Annotated in this window: 25 protein-coding genes, 1 pseudogene and 2 other annotated features (1 of these 28 running past the window's edge); of the genes and pseudogenes, 24 read left to right on the top strand and 2 right to left on the bottom strand. The window is 36.1% G+C overall.

Annotation, left to right across the window (positions count from 1 at the left end; genetic code table 11):
- Positions 1-277: 277 nt before the first annotated feature.
- Both DIS06_RS14705 and DIS06_RS14700 read left to right on the top strand, forming a co-directional pair.
- Positions 278-1,810: an Eco57I restriction-modification methylase domain-containing protein gene (locus DIS06_RS14705; protein ID WP_110113990.1), complete on the top strand. Its 1,533-nt coding sequence runs from the start codon at positions 278-280 to the stop codon at positions 1,808-1,810.
- Between the two features lie 16 nt (positions 1,811-1,826).
- Entirely contained in the window at positions 1,827-2,768 is a 942-nt protein-coding gene (locus DIS06_RS14700; protein ID WP_110113989.1) for a BsuBI/PstI family type II restriction endonuclease, read from the top strand.
- Between the two features lie 148 nt (positions 2,769-2,916).
- On the opposite strand, the gene DIS06_RS14695 is transcribed toward DIS06_RS14700, so the two are convergent.
- Positions 2,917-3,189 (bottom strand): CPCC family cysteine-rich protein, encoded by a 273-nt coding sequence (locus DIS06_RS14695; RefSeq protein WP_110113988.1) that lies wholly within the window; start codon positions 3,187-3,189, stop codon positions 2,917-2,919.
- Positions 3,190-3,257: 68 nt separating this feature from the next.
- Positions 3,258-3,440, bottom strand: coding sequence for a hypothetical protein (locus DIS06_RS14690; RefSeq protein ID WP_110113987.1), 183 nt, complete (start codon positions 3,438-3,440; stop codon positions 3,258-3,260).
- Between the two features lie 66 nt (positions 3,441-3,506).
- Between DIS06_RS14690 and DIS06_RS14685 the strand changes: the two genes are divergently transcribed.
- From DIS06_RS14685 to rplA, 22 genes and pseudogenes are all read left to right on the top strand, one after another.
- Positions 3,507-3,941 (top strand): hypothetical protein, encoded by a 435-nt coding sequence (locus DIS06_RS14685; protein WP_162595982.1) that lies wholly within the window; start codon positions 3,507-3,509, stop codon positions 3,939-3,941.
- A gap of 312 nt (positions 3,942-4,253) precedes the next feature.
- Positions 4,254-4,898, top strand: a complete 645-nt coding sequence (locus DIS06_RS14680; RefSeq protein ID WP_110113985.1) for a lasso peptide biosynthesis protein — start codon at positions 4,254-4,256, stop codon at positions 4,896-4,898.
- Complete coding sequence (locus DIS06_RS20765; protein ID WP_275425432.1) at positions 4,898-5,032, top strand: hypothetical protein; 135 nt, start codon at positions 4,898-4,900, stop codon at positions 5,030-5,032. Before DIS06_RS14680 ends, DIS06_RS20765 begins: the two co-directional genes overlap by 1 nt.
- 394 nt (positions 5,033-5,426) lie before the next feature.
- Positions 5,427-5,975: a recombinase family protein gene (locus DIS06_RS14675; RefSeq protein WP_110113984.1), complete on the top strand. Its 549-nt coding sequence runs from the start codon at positions 5,427-5,429 to the stop codon at positions 5,973-5,975.
- Between the two features lie 19 nt (positions 5,976-5,994).
- Entirely contained in the window at positions 5,995-6,588 is a 594-nt protein-coding gene (locus DIS06_RS14670; RefSeq protein WP_110113983.1) for a hypothetical protein, read from the top strand.
- Positions 6,589-6,702: 114 nt separating this feature from the next.
- Positions 6,703-7,437: pseudogene (locus tag DIS06_RS14665) on the top strand (magnesium chelatase domain-containing protein); the annotation flags it as partial.
- 3 nt (positions 7,438-7,440) lie between these two features.
- Positions 7,441-8,517, top strand: coding sequence for a DNA integrity scanning diadenylate cyclase DisA (gene disA, locus DIS06_RS14660; protein WP_110113982.1), 1,077 nt, complete (start codon positions 7,441-7,443; stop codon positions 8,515-8,517).
- Between the two features lie 150 nt (positions 8,518-8,667).
- Entirely contained in the window at positions 8,668-9,759 is a 1,092-nt protein-coding gene (locus DIS06_RS14655; RefSeq protein ID WP_110113981.1) for a PIN/TRAM domain-containing protein, read from the top strand.
- 24 nt (positions 9,760-9,783) lie between these two features.
- Positions 9,784-10,467: a 2-C-methyl-D-erythritol 4-phosphate cytidylyltransferase gene (ispD, locus tag DIS06_RS14650; protein ID WP_110113980.1), complete on the top strand. Its 684-nt coding sequence runs from the start codon at positions 9,784-9,786 to the stop codon at positions 10,465-10,467.
- A gap of 19 nt (positions 10,468-10,486) precedes the next feature.
- Positions 10,487-10,966, top strand: a complete 480-nt coding sequence (ispF, locus tag DIS06_RS14645) for a 2-C-methyl-D-erythritol 2,4-cyclodiphosphate synthase (RefSeq protein WP_110113979.1) — start codon at positions 10,487-10,489, stop codon at positions 10,964-10,966.
- 101 nt (positions 10,967-11,067) lie between these two features.
- The gene (gene gltX / locus DIS06_RS14640) at positions 11,068-12,525 is read left to right on the top strand and encodes a glutamate--tRNA ligase (RefSeq protein WP_110113978.1); all 1,458 of its coding nucleotides are present in this window, start codon (positions 11,068-11,070) and stop codon (positions 12,523-12,525) included.
- A 39-nt stretch (positions 12,526-12,564) separates the two neighbouring features.
- Positions 12,565-12,802 (top strand) — a binding site (T-box leader).
- A 64-nt stretch (positions 12,803-12,866) separates the two neighbouring features.
- On the top strand, positions 12,867-13,523 hold the full coding sequence (cysE, locus tag DIS06_RS14635; protein WP_110114006.1) for a serine O-acetyltransferase: 657 nt from the start codon (positions 12,867-12,869) through the stop codon (positions 13,521-13,523).
- The gene (gene cysS / locus DIS06_RS14630) at positions 13,513-14,910 is read left to right on the top strand and encodes a cysteine--tRNA ligase (RefSeq protein ID WP_110113977.1); all 1,398 of its coding nucleotides are present in this window, start codon (positions 13,513-13,515) and stop codon (positions 14,908-14,910) included. Before cysE ends, cysS begins: the two co-directional genes overlap by 11 nt.
- Before the next feature lie 6 nt (positions 14,911-14,916).
- Complete coding sequence (locus DIS06_RS14625; protein WP_110113976.1) at positions 14,917-15,345, top strand: Mini-ribonuclease 3; 429 nt, start codon at positions 14,917-14,919, stop codon at positions 15,343-15,345.
- The gene (gene rlmB / locus DIS06_RS14620; RefSeq protein WP_110113975.1) at positions 15,332-16,078 is read left to right on the top strand and encodes a 23S rRNA (guanosine(2251)-2'-O)-methyltransferase RlmB; all 747 of its coding nucleotides are present in this window, start codon (positions 15,332-15,334) and stop codon (positions 16,076-16,078) included. The genes DIS06_RS14625 and rlmB overlap by 14 nt, the downstream gene beginning before the upstream one ends.
- 1 nt (position 16,079) lies before the next feature.
- Positions 16,080-16,589, top strand: a complete 510-nt coding sequence (locus DIS06_RS14615) for an NYN domain-containing protein (protein ID WP_110113974.1) — start codon at positions 16,080-16,082, stop codon at positions 16,587-16,589.
- A gap of 68 nt (positions 16,590-16,657) precedes the next feature.
- A complete protein-coding gene (gene sigH, locus DIS06_RS14610) occupies positions 16,658-17,308 on the top strand; it encodes an RNA polymerase sporulation sigma factor SigH (protein ID WP_110113973.1) in 651 nt (216 codons plus the stop codon).
- Between the two features lie 84 nt (positions 17,309-17,392).
- A complete protein-coding gene (rpmG, locus tag DIS06_RS14605; RefSeq protein ID WP_110113972.1) occupies positions 17,393-17,542 on the top strand; it encodes a 50S ribosomal protein L33 in 150 nt (49 codons plus the stop codon).
- 59 nt (positions 17,543-17,601) lie between these two features.
- Positions 17,602-17,781, top strand: coding sequence for a preprotein translocase subunit SecE (secE, locus tag DIS06_RS14600; protein WP_110113971.1), 180 nt, complete (start codon positions 17,602-17,604; stop codon positions 17,779-17,781).
- A gap of 206 nt (positions 17,782-17,987) precedes the next feature.
- Positions 17,988-18,521 (top strand): transcription termination/antitermination protein NusG, encoded by a 534-nt coding sequence (gene nusG, locus DIS06_RS14595; RefSeq protein ID WP_110113970.1) that lies wholly within the window; start codon positions 17,988-17,990, stop codon positions 18,519-18,521.
- 165 nt (positions 18,522-18,686) lie between these two features.
- Positions 18,687-19,112, top strand: a complete 426-nt coding sequence (rplK, locus tag DIS06_RS14590) for a 50S ribosomal protein L11 (protein ID WP_162595981.1) — start codon at positions 18,687-18,689, stop codon at positions 19,110-19,112.
- Positions 19,113-19,218: 106 nt separating this feature from the next.
- Complete coding sequence (gene rplA / locus DIS06_RS14585; RefSeq protein WP_110113968.1) at positions 19,219-19,920, top strand: 50S ribosomal protein L1; 702 nt, start codon at positions 19,219-19,221, stop codon at positions 19,918-19,920.
- A 65-nt stretch (positions 19,921-19,985) separates the two neighbouring features.
- Positions 19,986-20,041 (top strand) — a sequence feature (ribosomal protein L10 leader region) (it continues 91 nt past the right edge of the window).

Genomic DNA, 20,041 nt, shown 5'->3' with positions numbered 1-20,041 from the left:
CAAAACTCAAATTCTTAGTAATATTGTAACATATTTCCTATTAGTTCAACTTTTCTCTCAAACTCCTTATTACCATAAAAAGAAACGAGACCTCCAAGCTCATTTCTATTATTAAATTTCATTTTATAAATTATTAGGAGTTACCATTTACAGACCATCAGCAGAAGATTGTCTCATTTACTTTTGGGATTTTAAGGTAATCGTAAGTTCTTTTAACTGCATGTTTTTTCTATGTTAAAATAAGATGTTAGATTATGAATCACTTTGAGGTGCAGTTATGTTAGTTAATCAAATTTATGATAAAACCATCGACTATGGAAAAAGAGTAGGAAAGAATATCCGAAAGAAAATCGGACAGTTCTTCACTCCACCTTCCATTGCAAACTTTATGGGAAGTTTGATGGAATACAATCAATCAAGTATCCGAATTTTAGATACAGGAGCAGGAACGGGAATACTTGCTGGTGGATTATGCCAAATAATTTTGGAGCATAACACTATTACACATATACACATTGACTTATACGAAAATGATGAAAATGTTCTCCCTCTCCTAAGGGAGAACATGGAACTTATTCGCACAGTTTTAGAGCAGAATGGAAAGACGATTACTTATACCATTTTTGACCAGAATTTCATTTTGAGTAATGACGACTTCTGGAATGGACGAGAAGAGAAATCAGAAGAAGAATTATACAATGTCATAATCAGTAATCCTCCATATAAAAAGATTGCTAAAGCCGAACCTGAATCTGTTGTTATGAGTTCAGTTGTACATGGTCAACCAAACATATATTTCTTGTTTATGGCAATGGCCGCTAAATTACTAAAACCAAATGGAGAGATGATTTTTATTACTCCACGTAGTTTTACCTCTGGTCTTTATTTTCGGAAGTTTCGTGAGTATTTCTTAAATACCGTTCGGATAACCAATATTCACCTTTTCCATTCCAGATTAGATGTATTTGATGGAGATAAGGTACTTCAGGAAGCGATTGTATTAAGAGCTATTAAAACTACAGAAATAACTGATACTATTACTATTTCTGCCTCTGAAAATATGTTTATGGGAGAAAGTTTTATCCAACAAGTGCCTTATGGCACTGTCGTTGATATGGATTCGGAAAACTTGTTTATGCTTATTCCATCAACTATAGAAGAGATTGAATTACTAACTATTGTTAATTCTTGGGAATATAATTTGATATCATTAGGCTTTCGTTTAAAGACTGGACCTGTTGTTGATTTTCGAGCATTAGATTTAATCAAAGAAGTACCAGGAGAAAATACAGTTCCCCTTTTATGGGCGAATCACTTTATTAATAATAGAATTTCTTTTCCTGTTCCAGTATCAAAGAATCCACAATATATAGTGGATACAGAAGAAAGTCAAAGCGTATTATTGGATAGCAAAAACTATTTATTGGTTAAACGATTTACAAGTAAAGAAGAACGAAGAAGGGTACAGTGTTCCCTCTATTTTGCTGATGATTTTATATATGCAAAAGTTGGAATTGAGAACCATTTAAACTATATTACGAAATTAGAAGGTGAAATGACTAAAGAAGAAATGTATGGATTATTTGTTCTTTTTAATAGTTCATATATTGATACGTATTATCGAATATTAAATGGCAGTACCCAAGTAAATGCTACAGAAGTAAATGCTATCCCACTTCCTTCCTTAAAAGATATTAAAAGAATGGGTAAAAGAATATTGGAAACAAACTCCATTACAACAGAAACTTGTGATACGATTATAGAAGAATTGTTTTTAGTCAACCCAAGACAGGGAACAAACGCAGGATAAAAAGGGAGTTTTTACAATGGGTAAGCTACAAGAAGCTAAAGACATATTGAAACAATTAGGTATGCCACCAAAACAATACAACGATAGAAGTGGATATGTATTGTTGGCATTGGCTGGAGTAAAAGAAGAGGACAGTTGGGCTAATGCCTCAATTAATTCCTTGCGGATTGTAGATATGATGGAGTTTATGGCAAAGCATTACGGAAAAATATACAAACCGAATAGCCGAGAAACGATTAGAAAAGAGAGCATCCATCAATTTGTAGACGGTGCGATTGCAGTTTCAAATGATGACGATGACGAAAGGGCTACTAATAGTCCGAAGTATTCTTATCGTTTAGCCGATGAAACTTTGGAAGTCATTCAAGCATATGGAACGGTTGAATGGGAAGAAAAGTTGAGAGAATGGTTAGAAAACCATGAAACCTTAGTGGAACAATATACACAAGTTAGGGAAATGGCGATGATTCCAGTTGTTGCGAATGGACAAAAACTGCATTTCAGCCCTGGAGCACATAATCAGCTTCAAAAGGCTATTATCGAAGAGTTTGCTCCAAGGTTTGCCCCTGGTGCAGAAGTCCTTTATGTAGGAGATACTAAAAAGAAAGATTTAATTAAGAACAGAGAAAAGTTGGAAGAATTGGGGGTAGTAATCACTGACCATGATAAACTACCTGATGTGGTTCTGTACGTGAAAGAAAAGAACTGGCTCTATTTTATAGAAGCGGTCACTTCTGTAGGCCCAATTTCGATGAAACGAATTAATGAAATCCAAGCTATGCTCGAAGATTGTAATTGTGGAATTGTTTATGTTACAACATTCTTGGATATGTCTGCAAAAAATGGATTCAAAAAGTTCATTGACCAAATTGCATGGGAGACAGAAATTTGGGTAGCTGATAATCCAGACCATATGATTCACTTAAATGGAGATAGATTTTTTGGTCCTCGTAACTAAACAAGTCTCATAGGAGGCTTGTTTCTTATCCATATTATCTAACAGCTTTAATACGATTTTCTTTTCTTTAAAACTTTCTTTATTACCAGTTATTAGTTATTCTTGTCCTCTTAGGACAAAATGTGAAAGAGTAGGTAGCCTTAAAAGCCTACTCCTTTTTATTTTTTAATGGTTTCCATTTTGGGTCTCTTTTATCTTGTTCATTTGGTTTGCGTACAACTTTTAAAAATGCTTTCTCACATGCACCGAATTCAGCAAAATTTGATTGGGCTTGGCGAAGTGTTACATTACCATTAACCCCACCTTCAAAGTCAGGTTCAGTTCTGGATACTGGCTCGTCTTGCCAATTGCAGATATCGCAGATATCGTGAATTTCACTATCAAGGGAAATATAACCGCAACAAGGACAAGTATATTTCATAACACACCATCATATTGATTTCTAAGTAGGAAATGAAGGTAAAAAAGTTGGTCGGTTTTTTTATGTACTTATTTGGAAATAAACCTCTTAATCTCTTCTTTTGTTAATTCCTGTGGAGTAATGTTTCTTGCTTTGCAATACTCATTCAGTGCTCTAACTTTTACCCTTACTGACTTAGGGTAGCAGAATAGTCCATTTGGAAAAGCGTCATCAAACCGTTTCATTTCTTCAATCATTTTTTCACTCAGCATTTTCTCACACACCTTTCTTATATAATAACACCAAATTATTACATTTTTAACCAGAAAAGGTTTAGGTTGAAAGAGGAGAGTTTACCTTCTTGCCGAATACTTTTTATTGTAGGTATGGATTGTAAAGAAAGGAAGAAATGTATGGAAGAGGCCTCGTTTGAAGATTTTATTAAAGAACTAAAGAAGGAATACGAATATCAAAGGAATGGTGGGGCAAGTTACAGATTATCTTCATCTTCTCTTGCATTGGTCACAGCAATTGAAACCAATAGTGTAAAAGAGTTTTTAGATAAGGATGTTGCTAAACAAACCGTATCCTATTTATTGCTGACCATTTCTAATGAAAAAGTAGAGGATGTAGCAAAACTTTTGAATAAGATTGCAAATGACATCCAATACAAAAAGAGTCTTCCAAATGAAGTGCAAGAATATGTACAACAAATGCGTGAAAAACAAAAGCCTCTATCCTTTAAAAAGAATGAAAAAAATAAAAGTAATTAATCCCTTAAAAAGGAACATTATGGATAATATACTGGAAACCTAATTCTTTTTATTGTAATCTTAAAGAGACAACGATACTGGACATTTATTGTTGTCCATATAACCGAGCTTTAATGGTTTGGTTCATCGAAAAATTGGATTATTTACGAGAACGACCAGAAAGACCATCCTTTTTGCCTTTGCGGAGCTTTGGGGTGGTTTTTCCCTTTCTTAATCCCAATCTTTATACTCATGTAATTGGGATACAAGTTAAGTAAGGTGTATGAACTATCCAAGAGTCGTGAATTAAATATCAAATACGAGGAGAAAAAGATGATTCCACATTTTAATAGCAAATTAGAATTTCTAACATTCTTATCCACTGAATGTATTCGTAATATGAAAAAAATTGAACTTAATCATCCACAAGCAATAGAGATACATAATGCATATGAATCCACTTTAAATTATTTAGCGAAAACAGAAGAAGCATCGGGGGGATGTCATCTGATTTCTGCAATGTTACATATTCTATTAACGGAGCAGGGAATTGAAAATGAACTCGTGATAGGGGAAGTAGAAGACTATGAAGCCAATACCCAATTTAGTCATTCTTGGGTTGAAATAGATGGAGAAATCTTTGACCCAGCCATTATGCACACTTTGGATGGCAATGTACATCCACCAGTTTATAACGGGGTAAAATTAACACTCGAACCATTAACTATGGAGTATGGTGTATCCAAGGATAAAGATGCACTGGATAGAGATGCTAAACATCTGTTAGATAAGAGTGTAACTGCATATCTTGATGCGATTAAAGATTACGGATATCCTAAGAATTTTTTATGGGATGAAATTTTAAAAGCAGGAATCGGCATCATGGGTTTTACCAATTTATCGAGGCTTCGCAAAAAATACGATACCCATTATAGAGTATTAAAAACGAAAGGCATAGAAAGCAAAGGTGATTTGTGATGACACTAAAATGTAAGAAAGCGACTAATCCAACCAAAAGACCGATGATTGTTCCAGAAGAATTGTTTTTATCTGATAAAGTAAGAAAAATGAATCAAAAGGCTCTACGGATTCTTGCAAAAAGGGGTATTTAGATAATGGAAGAAAAGAGATTTATAGTTAAATCAAGAGTGTATTGTCCTCTTCCCACCCTTTCTCCAATGACCATAAGACGAGAAAAGGATACAAGAGAGTTACTTGAATTTTTAGAAGGGTTAAAAAGGAAAAGGATTTTCTTTTGGAGAAGATAATGCTCTTTTTAACTGAAATAGTAATAAAATTGTTTTATATAATATGTCCCCCACCAAATAAATAACTGGTTTCAAAAACGGTCGTTATCGGCACTTTTGAAACCAGTTATTTTTTTATTGAAATTAAGCTGAATTCCAGAACCAAAAACAGTTCCAAAATCAAATTCCCAAAATTGATGTATTTATACGTTTATGGTACTTTAGGGATAGGTAAATGTATATCTAAGGAGGGGAACAGATGATATTTGGATACGCCAGAGTAAGTTCAAAATCACAGAATTTTGATAATCAGGTTGACCAATTGAAGAGAGCTGGGTGCGAGAAGATTTATAAAGAAAAGGTAACAGGAACAAAGTTGGAAAGAGTAGAATTGGAAAAACTTATGGAACAATTGCGAGAAAATGATGTAATTATTGTAACTGAACTTACAAGACTGAGCAGAAGCACGAAAGATTTGTTTAAGGTCGTAGAGGCAATTGAGCAAAAAGGTGCTCATATCAAGTCTCTAAAAGAAAGCTGGTTAGATACTACAACACCCCAAGGTAAACTCATGTTTACCATTTTTGCAGGAATTTCTCAATTTGAGAGGGACTTAATTTCACAAAGAACAAAAGAAGGACTTGAGAATTCAAGAATGAGGGGAAGGAAGGGAGGAAGACCTCCGAAGTCGAATAATAATATAGAATTAGCATTAAAAATGTATAATAGTAAGGACTATTCAATAAAAGAAATTACTAATGCAACAAGTGTTAGCAAAACGACTCTGTATCGTTATATAAATAAATGAAGAAAGAAGGTGAATTCTAATGCCAGTAGAAGATAAAAATCAAAAAAATAAGGGTGGTAGACCGAAGAAGTATGACACAGAGCATTTAAAAGACTTACTTTATAAATATGTAAGAAATAAAAATCCTAATAAGGTTAAAATTGCTGATTTGGTCAAATATACCGATATTCCAATTCAAGCATGGAGATTTAATGAGGAAATTAAAAAAGAGATTGAACTACTAAACAAGAAAATAGAAGATATAACCGCTATTGCTCCTATAAAGGATGTCAAAGAATTGTGGAATATTCCTTCCGCAGAGGATATAGTCATCAAGAATTATAAGAATAAAAATAAGTTAGTTGAGGTAATTGATACTTTATTAGAGGCTTATCAATTCAGCTTAGAGAAATCACTTCACGCAGAAGAGTTGGAACGAGAGAATGTTCAATTAAAAAATCAAATATCTTCATTAAAAGAGGATATAGAATTTTACAAAGAAGAAATGAAAAAGATGGCAGTTCAAAGTACCTCAATAGTTGAACGTAATGAGAATAAACTAAGAGATAACATCATAGACATAAAAAGTTATAGCGAAACAAAAACTACTTTTAAAGACCTGTTTGATGATTAAAGCATTTAAGTTTAAAGTGGAAATAAAGTTTTATCATTAGTTGGGTTTTATCATCCGTAAATCTCTTTCGTATCAATGGTTTAAAGGTTTTATCAGTTTTTTAGACAAATATAAGTAGCCCATGTGACGAAAGAAGGAGCAATTGCAGGCCCTCGATTGTTAGAACATATGGTAGATACAGTGTTATACTTTGAAGGTGAGAGACATCATACATATCGTATTTTACGAGCTGTAAAAAATCGCTTTGGTTCTACAAATGAAATGGGTATATTTGAAATGAAAGAAAGTGGACTAGAAGAAGTATTAAATCCATCAGAGATCTTTCTAGAAGAAAGATCTCAAGGTGCAGCAGGATCAGTGGTCGTTGCATCAATGGAAGGAACTAGACCTGTTTTAGTAGAATTACAAGCATTAATTAGCCCAACTAGTTTTGGGAACCCAAGACGGATGGCTACAGGTGTTGATCACAATCGTGTATCACTTATTATGGCTGTTTTAGAGAAGCGAGTAGGTTTGTTGCTTCAAAATCAGGACGCCTATCTAAAAGTGGCGGGTGGTGTGAAGTTAGATGAACCTGCAATTGACTTAGCAGTGGCGGTTAGCATCGCATCAAGCTTTCGGGATGTCCCGTCTAATCCAACGGACGTAGTGGTTGGAGAAGTTGGATTAACAGGTGAAGTAAGAAGGGTTTCACGAATTGAACAAAGGGTTCAAGAAGCGGTAAAGTTAGGATTTAAGCGAGCAATCATCCCAGAAAAAAACTTGGGAGGATGGACAGTTCCAAAAGGAATTGAAGTTGTAGGAGTTTCAACGGTTTCTGAAGCTCTTCAGTATACGCTAGGAGGGTAGGAGATGGAAGGAGAAAAAGTAACAAATCAACAGCAAATTTCAGAGATTCTACAATTTGTGGCACCAGGTACACCCATTCGCGAAGGAATTGATAATGTACTACGAGCGAAGACAGGGGGACTTATTCTAATAGGATACAATGATCATGTCAAGAAGTTAGTTGATGGGGGATTCTCTATTAATTGCCATTTTACACCTGCTCACTTGTATGAGTTAGCTAAGATGGATGGAGCAATTATTTTAAATGATACAGGAAATAAAATTTTATTCGCTAATGCACAATTAATCCCTGATTCCTCTACACCTTCGTCACAAACGGGCATGAGGCATCGTACAGCAGAGCGAGTAGCAAAGCAAACAGGTTCTCTTGTTGTAGCTATTTCTCAACGTCGAAATGTAATTACGCTTTATAAAGGTCAATTGCAATATGTTTTAAAAGATATTAGTGTAATTCTAGCAAAAGCGAACCAAGCATTAGAGACGTTAGAAAAGTACAAATCCGTGTTGGATGATTCAATTAATAGTTTAAGTGCACTTGAATTTGAAGAACAAGTGACACATACAGATGTGCTTCAATCTCTTCATCGTGTGGAAATGGTTATGCGGATTAAAAATGAAATCCTAAGCTATATTAGTGAGTTAGGAATTGAAGGTAGACTAATACGACTACAGATGAATGAGTTATTGTCACATTTAGAAGAAGAAGCTGTGTTACTAATCAAAGACTATATGTATGACCTCGATCAAGATCCATATAAAATTGTAGCGAAAATGCAAGAGCCTTCGCACACTACTTTATTAGATGATCAAGTACTACTGAAACTACTAGGTTATCCATTATATACAAGCTTTGAGGACACTGTTTTTCCGCGTGGATATCGAATGCTCCATAAAATACCAAGACTTCCATCAATTATTATTGAAAACTTAATTGATGAATTAGGTGATTTAAAGCACATTTCAACCGCTTCCGTAGAGGAGTTAGATGAAGTAGAGGGAATTGGTGAAATTCGTGCTCGTAAAATCAAAGAAGGGCTAAAAAGACTCCGTCAACAATACCTATTAAGTCGACACTTGTAGGTTTTTAGTTGACATTCGTTATTCATTTCTATTAAGATGTTTTGAAAATAATCATAAATCATGACAGTTTCGTTACAAAACGTCTTTTCAATTAGATTACAGGTTTCAATCATTGTAAACTGTTTATAATGATAAAAGGGAGGTGAAGGCGTGTTAAAGCGTATTGTCCAATTATTTTTTATTATTACAGGTGGAGCTTTAGGGATTTTGTTTATTCCAGAAATTGTAGACTTATTGCGTCTTCAGGATATCGCACTACTAGATAAATCGTATATACGAGCATTGCTAGGTGCACTCATATTTTTCATTCTTACATTTTGGCTCGTAGACTATATTGTCGATTTTATTCACTGGATAGAGGAATCATTAGTAAAAGCACCTGTTACCGATGTATTGTTTGGGAGTTTTGGTCTCATTTTAGGATTAATTGTTGCCTATTTAGTGGTTATTCCTTTAAATAAAATCCAAATCCAAATTGTAAATACGGTATTACCCATTTTTCTAACCATTTTATTAGGTTATTTAGGTTTCCAAGTAGGATTTAAAAAGCGAGACGAGCTCGTTAATCTGTTTTCAATGCCAGCAAGAATAGCAAAGAAAAAGGGCCAAGAAGATGAACAAGAAGTGTCTACTACTACATTCAAGATATTAGATACAAGTGTCATCATTGATGGTCGAATTGCTGATATCTGTCAAACAGGCTTTTTAGAAGGAACGATGGTCATTCCTCAATTCGTGTTAGAAGAGCTACAACATATCGCGGATTCATCCGATGTATTAAAGAGAAACCGTGGAAGAAGAGGCTTAGATATTTTAAATCGTATCCAAAAAGAGTTAGCCATTAAGGTGGAAATTTACGAAGGTGACTTCGAAGAGATTCAGGAAGTTGATAGCAAGCTTGTTAAACTGGCTAAATTAACATCAGGTATCGTTGTAACAAACGACTTCAATTTAAACAAAGTATGTGAATTGCAAGGTGTAGGGGTCTTAAATATAAATGACTTAGCGAATGCTGTTAAACCAATTGTGTTACCTGGTGAAGAAATGAATGTACTTGTCATTAAAGATGGAAAAGAGCATAATCAAGGCATTGCCTATCTTGATGATGGAACGATGATCGTTGTTGAAGAAGGAAGAAATTATATTGGCAAAAATATTGATGTGGTGGTAACGAGTGTACTGCAAACATCAGCAGGTCGAATGATTTTTGCCAAGCCTAAATTATTAGAAAAAGCACTGTAATAGAGAGAATAAGGAGCTAGTGTAATGAGATACGAAGTTGTGATTCCAGCAGCTGGTCAAGGAAAGAGAATGGGAGCGGGGAAGAATAAACAATTTATTCACTTACAAGGTACACCCCTTATCATTCATACGCTTGCCATCTTTGAAAAGGATTCGGCATGCCAAGGTGTTGTACTCGTTGTTAACAAAAATGAAGTAGCGCTATTTGAACACCTTTTATCTCAATACAATATCCGTAAAGTGCGCTCAATTGTCATTGGAGGTCAAGAGCGTCAGCATAGTGTGTACAATGGCTTACAAGCGGTGAGTGAAGTCGATGTCGTGCTCGTTCATGATGGAGCACGACCATTTGTAAAGAAGGAGCTCATTCATCAGCTTGTCCAACGTACAAAAGCAGAAGGTGCTGCTGTTTTGGCTGTGAGAGTGAAGGATACAATAAAGCGTATTGAGAACCAATATGTGATTGAAACAGTAGAACGCTCCAGCTTGTGGGCTATTCAGACTCCACAAGCTTTTCTTTTGCCTTTAATTAAAAAAGCGCATGAACAAGCACTAGAAGAGAACTACTTAGGCACAGATGATGCCAGTTTAGTGGAACGCATAGGAGAAACTGTTTCAATTGTAGAAGGAACGTACGATAATATAAAGTTAACAACAAAAGAAGATATTCTGTATGCAGAAGCTATTTTAACAACAAATCAATTATGATAGAAAAGGTGGAAATAAGATGAACATCCGAGTTGGACAAGGGTTTGACGTACATCAATTCGCTGAAAATCGTCCTCTAATTTTAGGAGGAATTACGATTCCATACGAAAAAGGTCTGTTAGGTCATTCAGATGCAGATGTCCTCCTTCATACAATTGCCGATGCACTATTAGGCGCAGCAGCAAAAGGAGATATTGGTAAACATTTTCCTGATACTGATGAAGCGTATAAAGATGCGGATTCTGCGGAGTTATTAACGCATGTATGGAAGCTACTAAAAGAGGAAAACTATGAATTGAGTAACGTAGATTGCACGATTATTGCTCAAAAACCTAAGATGGCTCCACATATCGATGCAATGAGAAAAAGGATTGCTGAATTACTTGAAATAGAGATTTCACAAATTAATGTGAAAGCCACAACGACAGAGAAGTTAGGGTTTACTGGTCGTGAAGAAGGCATTGCTGCACAAGCAGCAGTTTTAATCTATCAAAAATAAAGGTGGTCACCTTTAATATAGAGTCATTTGGTGATAAAATGAAGCATGAAATTTAAGTTTATTATACATACTTATCGATAAAAATTGGAGGTACCATCATTATGGCAAACGAAGTACGTGTGCGTTATGCACCAAGTCCAACAGGACATCTTCATATTGGAAACGCAAGAACGGCATTGTTTAATTATCTATTCGCACGCAATCAAAATGGAAAATTTATCATTCGCATAGAAGATACTGATCAAAAACGAAACATTGAAGGTGGAGAAGAAAGCCAACTTAAGTATTTAAAATGGCTTGGTATTGACTGGGATGAGAGTATTGATGAGGGTGGAGACTATGGCCCATACCGTCAATCTGAACGTACAGATATCTATAAAAAGCACACAGATGAGCTTTTAGAAAAAGGATTAGCTTATTATTGTTATTGTACAGAAGAAGAACTAGAAAAAGAGCGTGAAGAACAATCTGACAATGGTCAAATGCCTCGTTACTCTGGGAAGTGTCGAAACCTAACGGCTGAGCAACGTGCCGAACTAGAAGCTGAAGGTCGTCAACCAAGTATTCGTTTCCGTGTGCCAAGCGGAAAAGTATATAAGTTTGATGATATGGTAAAAGGTGAGGTATCATTTGAATCAGATGGTATTGGTGACTTTGTTATTGTAAAAAAAGATGGGACACCAACTTACAACTATGCAGTAGCTGTTGACGACCACCTTATGAAAATGACACACGTTTTACGTGGAGATGATCATATCTCTAATACACCAAAGCAATTAATGATTTACGAAGCACTTGGTTGGGAAGCACCTGCTTTTGGTCACATGACATTAATTGTAAATGAAAATCGTAAGAAGTTAAGTAAGCGTGATGAGTCAATTATTCAGTTCATCGAACAGTATGAAGCGTTAGGGTATTTACCTGGTGCGTTATTTAACTTTATTGCTCTTCTTGGTTGGTCTCCGGTTGGAGAAGAAGAAATCTTCTCAAAAGAGCAGTTTATTGAAATGTTTGATACAGCAAGACTTTCGAAGTCACCAGCTGTATTTGATACAAGTAAACTACGTTGGATGAATAACCAATACATGAAAGAATTAGATCTAGATAAAGTAGTAGACCTATCACTTCCACACTTAGTAAAGGCTGGACGAGTAGAAGCGGATATGGATACTGAAAAAGCTCAATGGACGCGCGATGTGATTGCTCTTTATCAAGAACAAATGAGTTATGGTGCTGAAATTGTGGAGCTAACAGAAATGTTCTTTAAAACAGAAATCGAATATAACCGCGAAGCTCGTTCTGTTTTAGAGGAAGAACAAGTACCAGAAGTATTAAAAGCATTTGCAGACCAAGTGCAAGAATTAGAGACATTCTCTGCTGCCGATGTAAAAGCAGCCGTTAAAGCGGTTCAAAAAGCAACGGGTCAAAAAGGAAAGAAATTATTTATGCCAATTCGTGTGGCAACAACTGGTCAAACGCATGGTCCAGAGTTACCACAAGCTATTTCTTTACTCGGTAAGGAAACTGTTTTAGCTCGTATCGAAAGTATTATTAGTTAACAATTCATCAATTGTGTCATAATATTAAATATCATAAGAAGTAAAACGTTGAGAAGGAGAAGTAAACAACTCATTACATTCTAGAGAAGAGCTATCGTTGGCTGGAAGTAGCTCATGATAATGGTTGTTGAAATGCACCTTTGAGTCTTTTGTTGAAAGTCAAGGATAGATGCTTTATGAGTAAACAAAAGCGGTTCCTCTACCGTTATAAGAGTTGAGTTGAGGTATGTAGTTAGTACCTAAGCAGAGTGGAACCGCGTATGTAAACGTCTCTGTGTCATTTGACACGGAGACGTTTTTTTATGGTAAAGGGGTTAGCGAAGAAAAGTGGGGGTGAGAGTATGGTAAAGGTGTTAAAAGAAGACATTGAAGTCATTTTTGAACAAGACCCAGCAGCACGAAGTTATCTTGAAGTGATTTTAACTTATTCAGGATTACACGCTATTTGGGCACATCGATTGGCGCATGTTTTGTTTCAACGAAAATGGTTCTTCTTAGCTCGAGTTGTTTCACAAATTAGTCGCTTTTTTACAGGCATCGAGATTCATCCCGGAGCAAAAATTGGCCGTCGGTTCTTTATTGACCATGGGATGGGAGTCGTTATTGGGGAAACATGTGAAATAGGGAATAATGTTACCGTTTATCAAGGTGTAACACTTGGGGGAACAGGAAAAGAAAAAGGAAAGCGTCATCCAACTATCGAGGATAATGTACTCATTGCGACAGGAGCAAAAGTATTAGGCTCTATTACGATTGGGCAAAATTCAAAGGTAGGAGCAGGGTCGGTGGTCTTACATGATGTACCTCATAATTCAACTGTTGTAGGTATACCCGGGAAAATTGTTATTAAAAATGGCGTGCGTATAAACAAAGATTTAAATCATCGTGATTTACCCGATCCAGTTGCAGATCGCCTAAGAGAATTAGAAAAAGAAATTGAACAACTAAAAGGAATGCTTGAAGAAAGAAAAGAAGGGACGATTAAACATGACTATTAAGTTATACAACACACTTACACGTCAAAAAGAAGAGTTTGTACCTTTAGAAGAAAATAAAGTGAAGATGTACGTGTGTGGACCAACTGTTTATAACTATATCCATATTGGAAATGCACGACCTGCAATCGTATTTGATACAGTGCGTCGTTACTTAGAGTTTAGAGGGTATGAAGTAAATTATGTTTCAAATTTTACAGATGTTGATGACAAACTGATTAAAGCAGCAAATGAGCTAGGAGAAGATGTGCCAACGATTGCAGAGCGCTTTATTGATGCTTATTTTGAAGATGTCACCGCATTAGGGTGCAAAAAGGCAACGGTCCATCCTCGTGTAACAGAAAATATGGACATTATCATCGACTTTATTGCGACCCTCATTGAAAAAGGGTATGCCTACGAATCAAATGGAGACGTTTATTACCGTACCCGTAAGTTTGAAGGCTATGGCAAGCTGTCTCACCAGCCAATTGATGAGCTACGTTCAGGCGCTCGAATTGAAGTGGGTGAAAAGAAAGATGATCCGTTAGATTTCGTCCTTTGGAAAGCAGCAAAAGAAAAAGAGATTACATGGGATAGCCCTTGGGGTAAAGGAAGACCAGGTTGGCATATTGAGTGTTCAGCTATGGCTAAAAAATACTTAGGTGAAACCATTGACATTCATGCAGGTGGTCAGGATTTAGCTTTTCCACACCATGAAAATGAAATTGCACAATCCGAAGCATTAACAGGAAAAACGTTTGCAAAATATTGGCTTCACAACGGATATATAAACATTGATAACGAAAAAATGTCAAAATCTCTTGGTAATTTTGTTCTTGTGCATGACATTATTAAAAAACATGATCCAAACTTATTGCGCTTTTTCATCTTATCTGTCCATTATCGACATCCAATCAACTATAATGAAGAGCTTTTAGAGAATACAAGAAAAGGATTCGAGCGATTGCAAACAGCTTATATCAACTTAAAGCATCGCTTAGAAAGCTCAACAAACTTAACAGAAAACGATCAAGAATGGACAGAGCGAATTCATGACTTACGTGAGACATTCATTCGTGAAATGGATGATGATTTCAATACAGCTAATGGGATTTCAGTTTTGTTTGATCTTGCGAAACAAGCCAATGTGTATTTACTAGAGAAGAATACGTCAGAAGTAGTGATTAAAGCCTTTTTAGAAGAGTTAAATAGCTTAAGTAGTGTGTTAGGTCTAGTTTTAGAAAAGCAAGAATTATTAGATGAAGAAATTGATGCTTTAATTCAAAAGCGTATTGAAGCGAGAAAAAATCGTGACTTCCAATTAGCTGATCAAATTCGTGATGAACTAAAGAATCGAAATATTATCCTTGAAGATACAGCACAAGGTACAAGATGGAAAAGAGGGTAAGTTTTCATGAGTTTAAAAGCTAGTGACGTGAAACAACTAAACAGCTTGGCTTTAGCATACGTAGGTGATGCGGTATTTGACTTGCACGTACGTAATTATTTATTAACCCTTGGAACCGTTCGTCCAAATCAATTGCATAATAAAGCAAAACGCTATGTATCAGCAAAAGCACAAGCAAAGATTGTTCATTTTTTTAAAGAACAAGGGTATTTTTCAGAAGAAGAATTAGGGGTATTGAGAAGGGGTCGTAACGCTAAGTCTGGCACGATCCCTAAAAATACTGACGTTCAAACATATCGTTATAGTACGGCCTTTGAAGCAGTTATTGGTTACCATTATTTACTTAAAAATGAAGATCGGTTAATGGAAATGATTGGAAAGGCCATCTCTTTTATTAAAGAGATAGAGGGAGGAAATCTACATGGAACAACATGAATATATTATTGGGAAAAACCCAGTATTAGAAGCACTAAGAGCGGAAAGAGATATTAACAAAATCTGGATTTCGGAAGGTTCTCAGCGAGGTCAAATGAATTCCATTACACAGCTAGCTAAAGAGAGCGGCGTGTTAGTTCAATTCGTACCGAAGAAAAAAATTGAACAAATGGTAGAAGGCAATCATCAAGGTGTTGTGGCGCAAGTGGCTGCTTATCAATATGCAGAGTTAGATGACTTATTTACTAAAGCAGAACAAAAAAGTGAACAACCGTTTTTTCTTATTTTGGATGAAATTGAAGACCCACACAATTTAGGCTCTATTATGAGAACGGCAGATGCAGTAGGTGCACATGGTATTATTATTCCTAAGCGAAGAGCTGTTGGTTTGACAGCTACCGTTGCAAAGTCATCCACAGGTGCAATTGAGCATATTCCGGTTGTGCGTGTAACAAATTTATCTCGTACGATTGAAGAGTTAAAAGAACGTGGCTTGTGGATTATGGGAACAGATGCAAAGGGCAAAGATGATTATCGTCACTTAGATGGAAAAATGGCTCTTGGGTTAGTTATTGGAAGTGAAGGTAAAGGTATGAGTCGTTTAATCCGTGATAAATGCGACTTCTTAGTTCGCCTGCCGATGGTCGGAAATGTAACATCTTTAAATGCTTCTGTAGCAGCAAGTCTACTTATGTATGAGGTATACCGAAAACGACATCCGTTAGGTGAGTGAGATGGACATCTTACTGGTTGACGGGTACAACATCATCGGAGCATGGCCAGAGCTAAGGGAGTGGAAAGATAAAGACTTATCAACTGCTAGAAACCTACTCATTGAGAATATGGCTGAGTATCAGGCATATACAGGGTATCGAACAATTATCGTGTTTGATGCTCATTTTGTAAAAGGGATTGAAAAGAAAGCAAAAAGCCACAATGTAGAAGTGGTTTTTACGAAAGAAAATGAGACAGCGGATGAACACATTGAAAAGTTAGCTAAGAAATTAAATAATATTAAAACACAAATTCATGTAGCTACTTCAGACTTTACGGAGCAATGGGCTATTTTTGGACAAGGTGCTTTGCGTAAATCTGCCCGTGAATTACGGAACGAAATGCTAGAAATAAAAAGAGATATTAACCGAGATGTAAAGGAAATTCAGGAGAGAAGGCCGAACTCACGCATCAAATTATCTGAAGGAGTTGCCGAAATTTTTGAAAAATGGCGACGAGGAGAGCGTTGAAGTAGTTGACGCTACCAAAATAGCTACTGTATAATATTTCTATCTACTGTGCGGTCAGGGGGATCGATATGGGCGATAACTATGGGAGAAAAGATAAGGCTCATTTCGAACAACAAGAAGATGAGGAAATTGTAGAGCTTGTGCACAAAGGCGATATAGATGCGCTGGAATATTTAATTCATAAGTACAAAAATTTTGTACGTGCCAAGGCAAGATCATACTTCTTAATAGGGGCAGATCGAGAAGATATTGTACAGGAGGGTATGATAGGCTTGTACAAGGCTATACGTGATTTCAAAGAGGACAAACTTACTTCTTTTAAGGCATTCGCTGAGCTTTGTATTACAAGACAAATCATTACTGCTATTAAAACAGCTACAAGGCAAAAGCACATTCCTTTAAATTCTTATGTGTCGTTGGACAAGCCGATTTATGATGAAGAATCTGATCGAACATTAATGGATGTTATATCAGGTGCAAAAGTAATGGATCCTGAAGAACTTATTATTAATCAAGAAAAATTCGATGACATTGAATTAAAGATGGCTGAGTTATTAAGTGATCTTGAACGTAAAGTACTTGTGCTTTATCTTGATGGTCGATCGTATCAAGAAATCTCTGAAGATTTAAATCGCCATGTGAAGTCGATAGACAATGCATTGCAAAGAGTCAAAAGAAAGTTAGAACGTTATTTAGAGTTACGCGAAATAACCATGTAGCTTTTCCGACCTTATGTTGACATTGAAAGAAACTGTGTGATACTTTTTTATAGACATTATAGCGATCTATAGGTGGTTTATATTATGCGTAAAAAAGTTGTACTTGCATGTGTTGGGTGTGGAAGCCGTAACTACTCCACAATGAAAAATGCTCAGCAAAATGATGAACGATTAGAAATGAAAAAGTTTTGTAAAACATGCAACGCACACACAATTCATCGTGAAACGAAATAAAGTGAGTCATGGTATCTGCATAGAATGAGCACCCATTGTATATTGGAGGTTACGTAAAGATGAACCGTATCGTAAAGTTTCTGCGTGATGTTGGGCGCGAAATGAAGAAGGTAAGTTGGCCAAAACGCAAAGAATTAACGCGTTATACAGTAACTGTTGTTACAACAGTTGCATTTATGACACTTTTCTTTGCTGCTGTCGATCAAGGAATCTCTGCATTAATTCGATTAATTCCTTGAATAAATGTGTCTCAAACGTGGTATAATAACATTTGAATTATGCCTATCAAAAAGCCCGGAGACGGGTTTTTTAATTTGTCTTCATAATGGTAACCTATGAATCAACTGAGAATCTTACATCACATCTGTGAGATTTTGTTTGATCATAAATAATGTTAGTTATAAATGAAAATGAGCGGGGAGGGAAGGACAAATCGTCCTCTTGAATGGAGAAAAATTGGTATGTAGTTCATACTTACTCTGGATATGAAAATAAAGTAAAAACAAATTTAGAAAAGCGTGTTGAGTCAATGGGCATGCAAGACAAAATCTTCCGTGTGGTTGTTCCGGAAGAAGAAGAAAGAGAAATTAAAAACAACAAAGAAAAAATTACAAAGAAAAAAGTATTCCCGGGTTATGTACTTGTAGAAATCGTGATGACAGATGATTCTTGGTATGTAGTACGTAATACACCGGGAGTAACAGGATTTGTTGGTTCTGCTGGGTCAGGATCAAAACCTACGCCTTTATTACCGGAAGAAATTGACATGATTCTAAAAAATATGGGCATGGACGAAAAGTTTGCGGACTTTGATTTTGAAGTGACTGAAACGGTGATGGTAAAAGAAGGACCATTTGCAAACTTTGAAGGTAAAATTGAAGAGATCGATACAGATAAACAGAAAATTAAAGTACTTGTAAACATGTTCGGTCGTGAAACACCAGTAGAATTAGATTTTACACAAATTGAAAAAATATAATTCCGAAAAACTTGCATTTTGTCAAGTTTGGTGGTAATATTTCATAAGTCAGTACGTCTCAAAATAAGAGACTAAAAAGACCATTTCTTTATTTATCATATAAAGAACATCGAGTGGGAGGGCAAAGCCCTATTACCACATCACGGACTTAAGGAGGTGTGTCTCGTGGCTAAAAAAGTAATTAAACTTGTAAAATTACAAATTCCTGCAGGTAAAGCAAACCCAGCACCACCAGTAGGTCCTGCATTAGGTCAAGCAGGTGTTAACATCATGGGTTTCTGTAAGGAGTTTAACGCTCGTACAGCTGATCAAGCTGGTCTAATTATTCCTGTTGAAATCACGGTATTTGAAGACCGTTCATTTACATTTATTACGAAAACTCCACCTGCTGCTGTTTTACTTAAAAAAGCGGCTGGAATTGAGTCTGGTTCTGGTGAACCAAATCGTAATAAAGTTGCAACAGTCAAGCGTGACAAAGTACGTGAGATTGCTGAAACTAAGATGCCTGATTTAAATGCTGCTAGCGTGGAAGCTGCTATGCGCATGGTAGAAGGTACAGCACGTAGCATGGGAATTGTCATCGAAGACTAATTCACATCAACGGGTTCTAGAAGGTTGCGAGTGTGGAAAACATCCAATTCGCAACCTTTATTAGTGGGAGGTTATTCCGTTAAAACCACATAAGGAGGAAATTAAAATGGCTAAAAAAGGTAAAAAGTACATCGAAGCTGCAAAGCTTGTAGATCGTACAACTGCTTATTCAGTAGAAGAAGCGATTGCATTAGTAAAGAAAACAAACACTGCGAAATTTGACGCAACAGTTGAGGTTGCTTTCCGTTTAGGTGTAGACCCTAAGAAAGCTGACCAACAAATTCGTGGTGCGGTAGTATTACCAAACGGTACTGGTAAAACTCAACGCGTATTAGTATTTGCTAAAGGTGAGAAAGCGAAAGAAGCAGAAGCTGCTGGAGCTGATTACGTTGGTGATTCTGATTACATCAACAAAATCCAACAAGGTTGGTTTGAGTTTGACGTAATCGTAGCTACTCCAGATATGATGGGTGAAGTTGGTAAATTAGGTCGCGTATTAGGTCCTAAAGGTTTAATGCCAAACCCTAAAACTGGTACAGTTACATTTGATGTTGAGAAAGCTGTAAATGAAATCAAGGCTGGTAAAGTTGAATACCGCGTTGATAAAGCTGGTAACATCCACGTACCAATCGGTAAAATCTCTTTCGAAGACAACAAGTTAGTTGAAAACTTCGGTACAATCTTCGAAACTATGCTAAAAGCTAAACCTGCTGCTGCTAAGGGTACTTACATGAAGAACGTTGCTATTACTTCTACAATGGGCCCTGGTATCAAAGTTGATGCTGCAACAGCTGTAGTTAAAAACTAATTTTTGACAGTAAATCAGTATTGACTTCTTTGAAGCGACTGATTATAATAGATATTGTTGTTAAAAAGAATATGATATTTGTACCGTAGACAGTAGGTGCCGCTAGGCTTAATTCCCTACC

This window comes from Bacillus sp. CGMCC 1.16541 (assembly GCF_003184905.1).
Lineage (GTDB): Bacteria > Bacillota > Bacilli > Bacillales > Bacillaceae_H > Priestia.
The sequence above is the reverse complement of the archived record's forward strand: the minus strand, read 5'-3'. Positions and strand labels throughout refer to the sequence as shown.

Bases quoted from the DNA above. Each gene is read 5' to 3' on its own strand.
- DIS06_RS14705 (WP_110113990.1), top strand. From the start codon at position 278: ATGTTAGTTAATCAAATTTATGATAAAACCATCGACTATGGAAAAAGA.
- DIS06_RS14700 (WP_110113989.1), top strand. From the start codon at position 1,827: ATGGGTAAGCTACAAGAAGCTAAAGACATATTGAAACAATTAGGTATG.
- DIS06_RS14695 (WP_110113988.1), bottom strand. From the start codon at position 3,189: ATGAAATATACTTGTCCTTGTTGCGGTTATATTTCCCTTGATAGTGAA.
- DIS06_RS14690 (WP_110113987.1), bottom strand. From the start codon at position 3,440: ATGCTGAGTGAAAAAATGATTGAAGAAATGAAACGGTTTGATGACGCT.
- DIS06_RS14680 (WP_110113985.1), top strand. From the start codon at position 4,254: ATGATTCCACATTTTAATAGCAAATTAGAATTTCTAACATTCTTATCC.
- DIS06_RS20765 (WP_275425432.1), top strand. From the start codon at position 4,898: ATGACACTAAAATGTAAGAAAGCGACTAATCCAACCAAAAGACCGATG.
- DIS06_RS14675 (WP_110113984.1), top strand. From the start codon at position 5,427: ATGATATTTGGATACGCCAGAGTAAGTTCAAAATCACAGAATTTTGAT.
- DIS06_RS14670 (WP_110113983.1), top strand. From the start codon at position 5,995: ATGCCAGTAGAAGATAAAAATCAAAAAAATAAGGGTGGTAGACCGAAG.
- disA (WP_110113982.1), top strand. From the start codon at position 7,441: ATGGAAGGAGAAAAAGTAACAAATCAACAGCAAATTTCAGAGATTCTA.
- ispD (WP_110113980.1), top strand. From the start codon at position 9,784: ATGAGATACGAAGTTGTGATTCCAGCAGCTGGTCAAGGAAAGAGAATG.
- ispF (WP_110113979.1), top strand. From the start codon at position 10,487: ATGAACATCCGAGTTGGACAAGGGTTTGACGTACATCAATTCGCTGAA.
- gltX (WP_110113978.1), top strand. From the start codon at position 11,068: ATGGCAAACGAAGTACGTGTGCGTTATGCACCAAGTCCAACAGGACAT.
- cysE (WP_110114006.1), top strand. From the start codon at position 12,867: ATGGTAAAGGTGTTAAAAGAAGACATTGAAGTCATTTTTGAACAAGAC.
- cysS (WP_110113977.1), top strand. From the start codon at position 13,513: ATGACTATTAAGTTATACAACACACTTACACGTCAAAAAGAAGAGTTT.
- DIS06_RS14625 (WP_110113976.1), top strand. From the start codon at position 14,917: ATGAGTTTAAAAGCTAGTGACGTGAAACAACTAAACAGCTTGGCTTTA.
- rlmB (WP_110113975.1), top strand. From the start codon at position 15,332: ATGGAACAACATGAATATATTATTGGGAAAAACCCAGTATTAGAAGCA.
- DIS06_RS14615 (WP_110113974.1), top strand. From the start codon at position 16,080: ATGGACATCTTACTGGTTGACGGGTACAACATCATCGGAGCATGGCCA.
- sigH (WP_110113973.1), top strand. From the start codon at position 16,658: ATGGGCGATAACTATGGGAGAAAAGATAAGGCTCATTTCGAACAACAA.
- rpmG (WP_110113972.1), top strand. From the start codon at position 17,393: ATGCGTAAAAAAGTTGTACTTGCATGTGTTGGGTGTGGAAGCCGTAAC.
- secE (WP_110113971.1), top strand. From the start codon at position 17,602: ATGAACCGTATCGTAAAGTTTCTGCGTGATGTTGGGCGCGAAATGAAG.
- nusG (WP_110113970.1), top strand. From the start codon at position 17,988: ATGGAGAAAAATTGGTATGTAGTTCATACTTACTCTGGATATGAAAAT.
- rplA (WP_110113968.1), top strand. From the start codon at position 19,219: ATGGCTAAAAAAGGTAAAAAGTACATCGAAGCTGCAAAGCTTGTAGAT.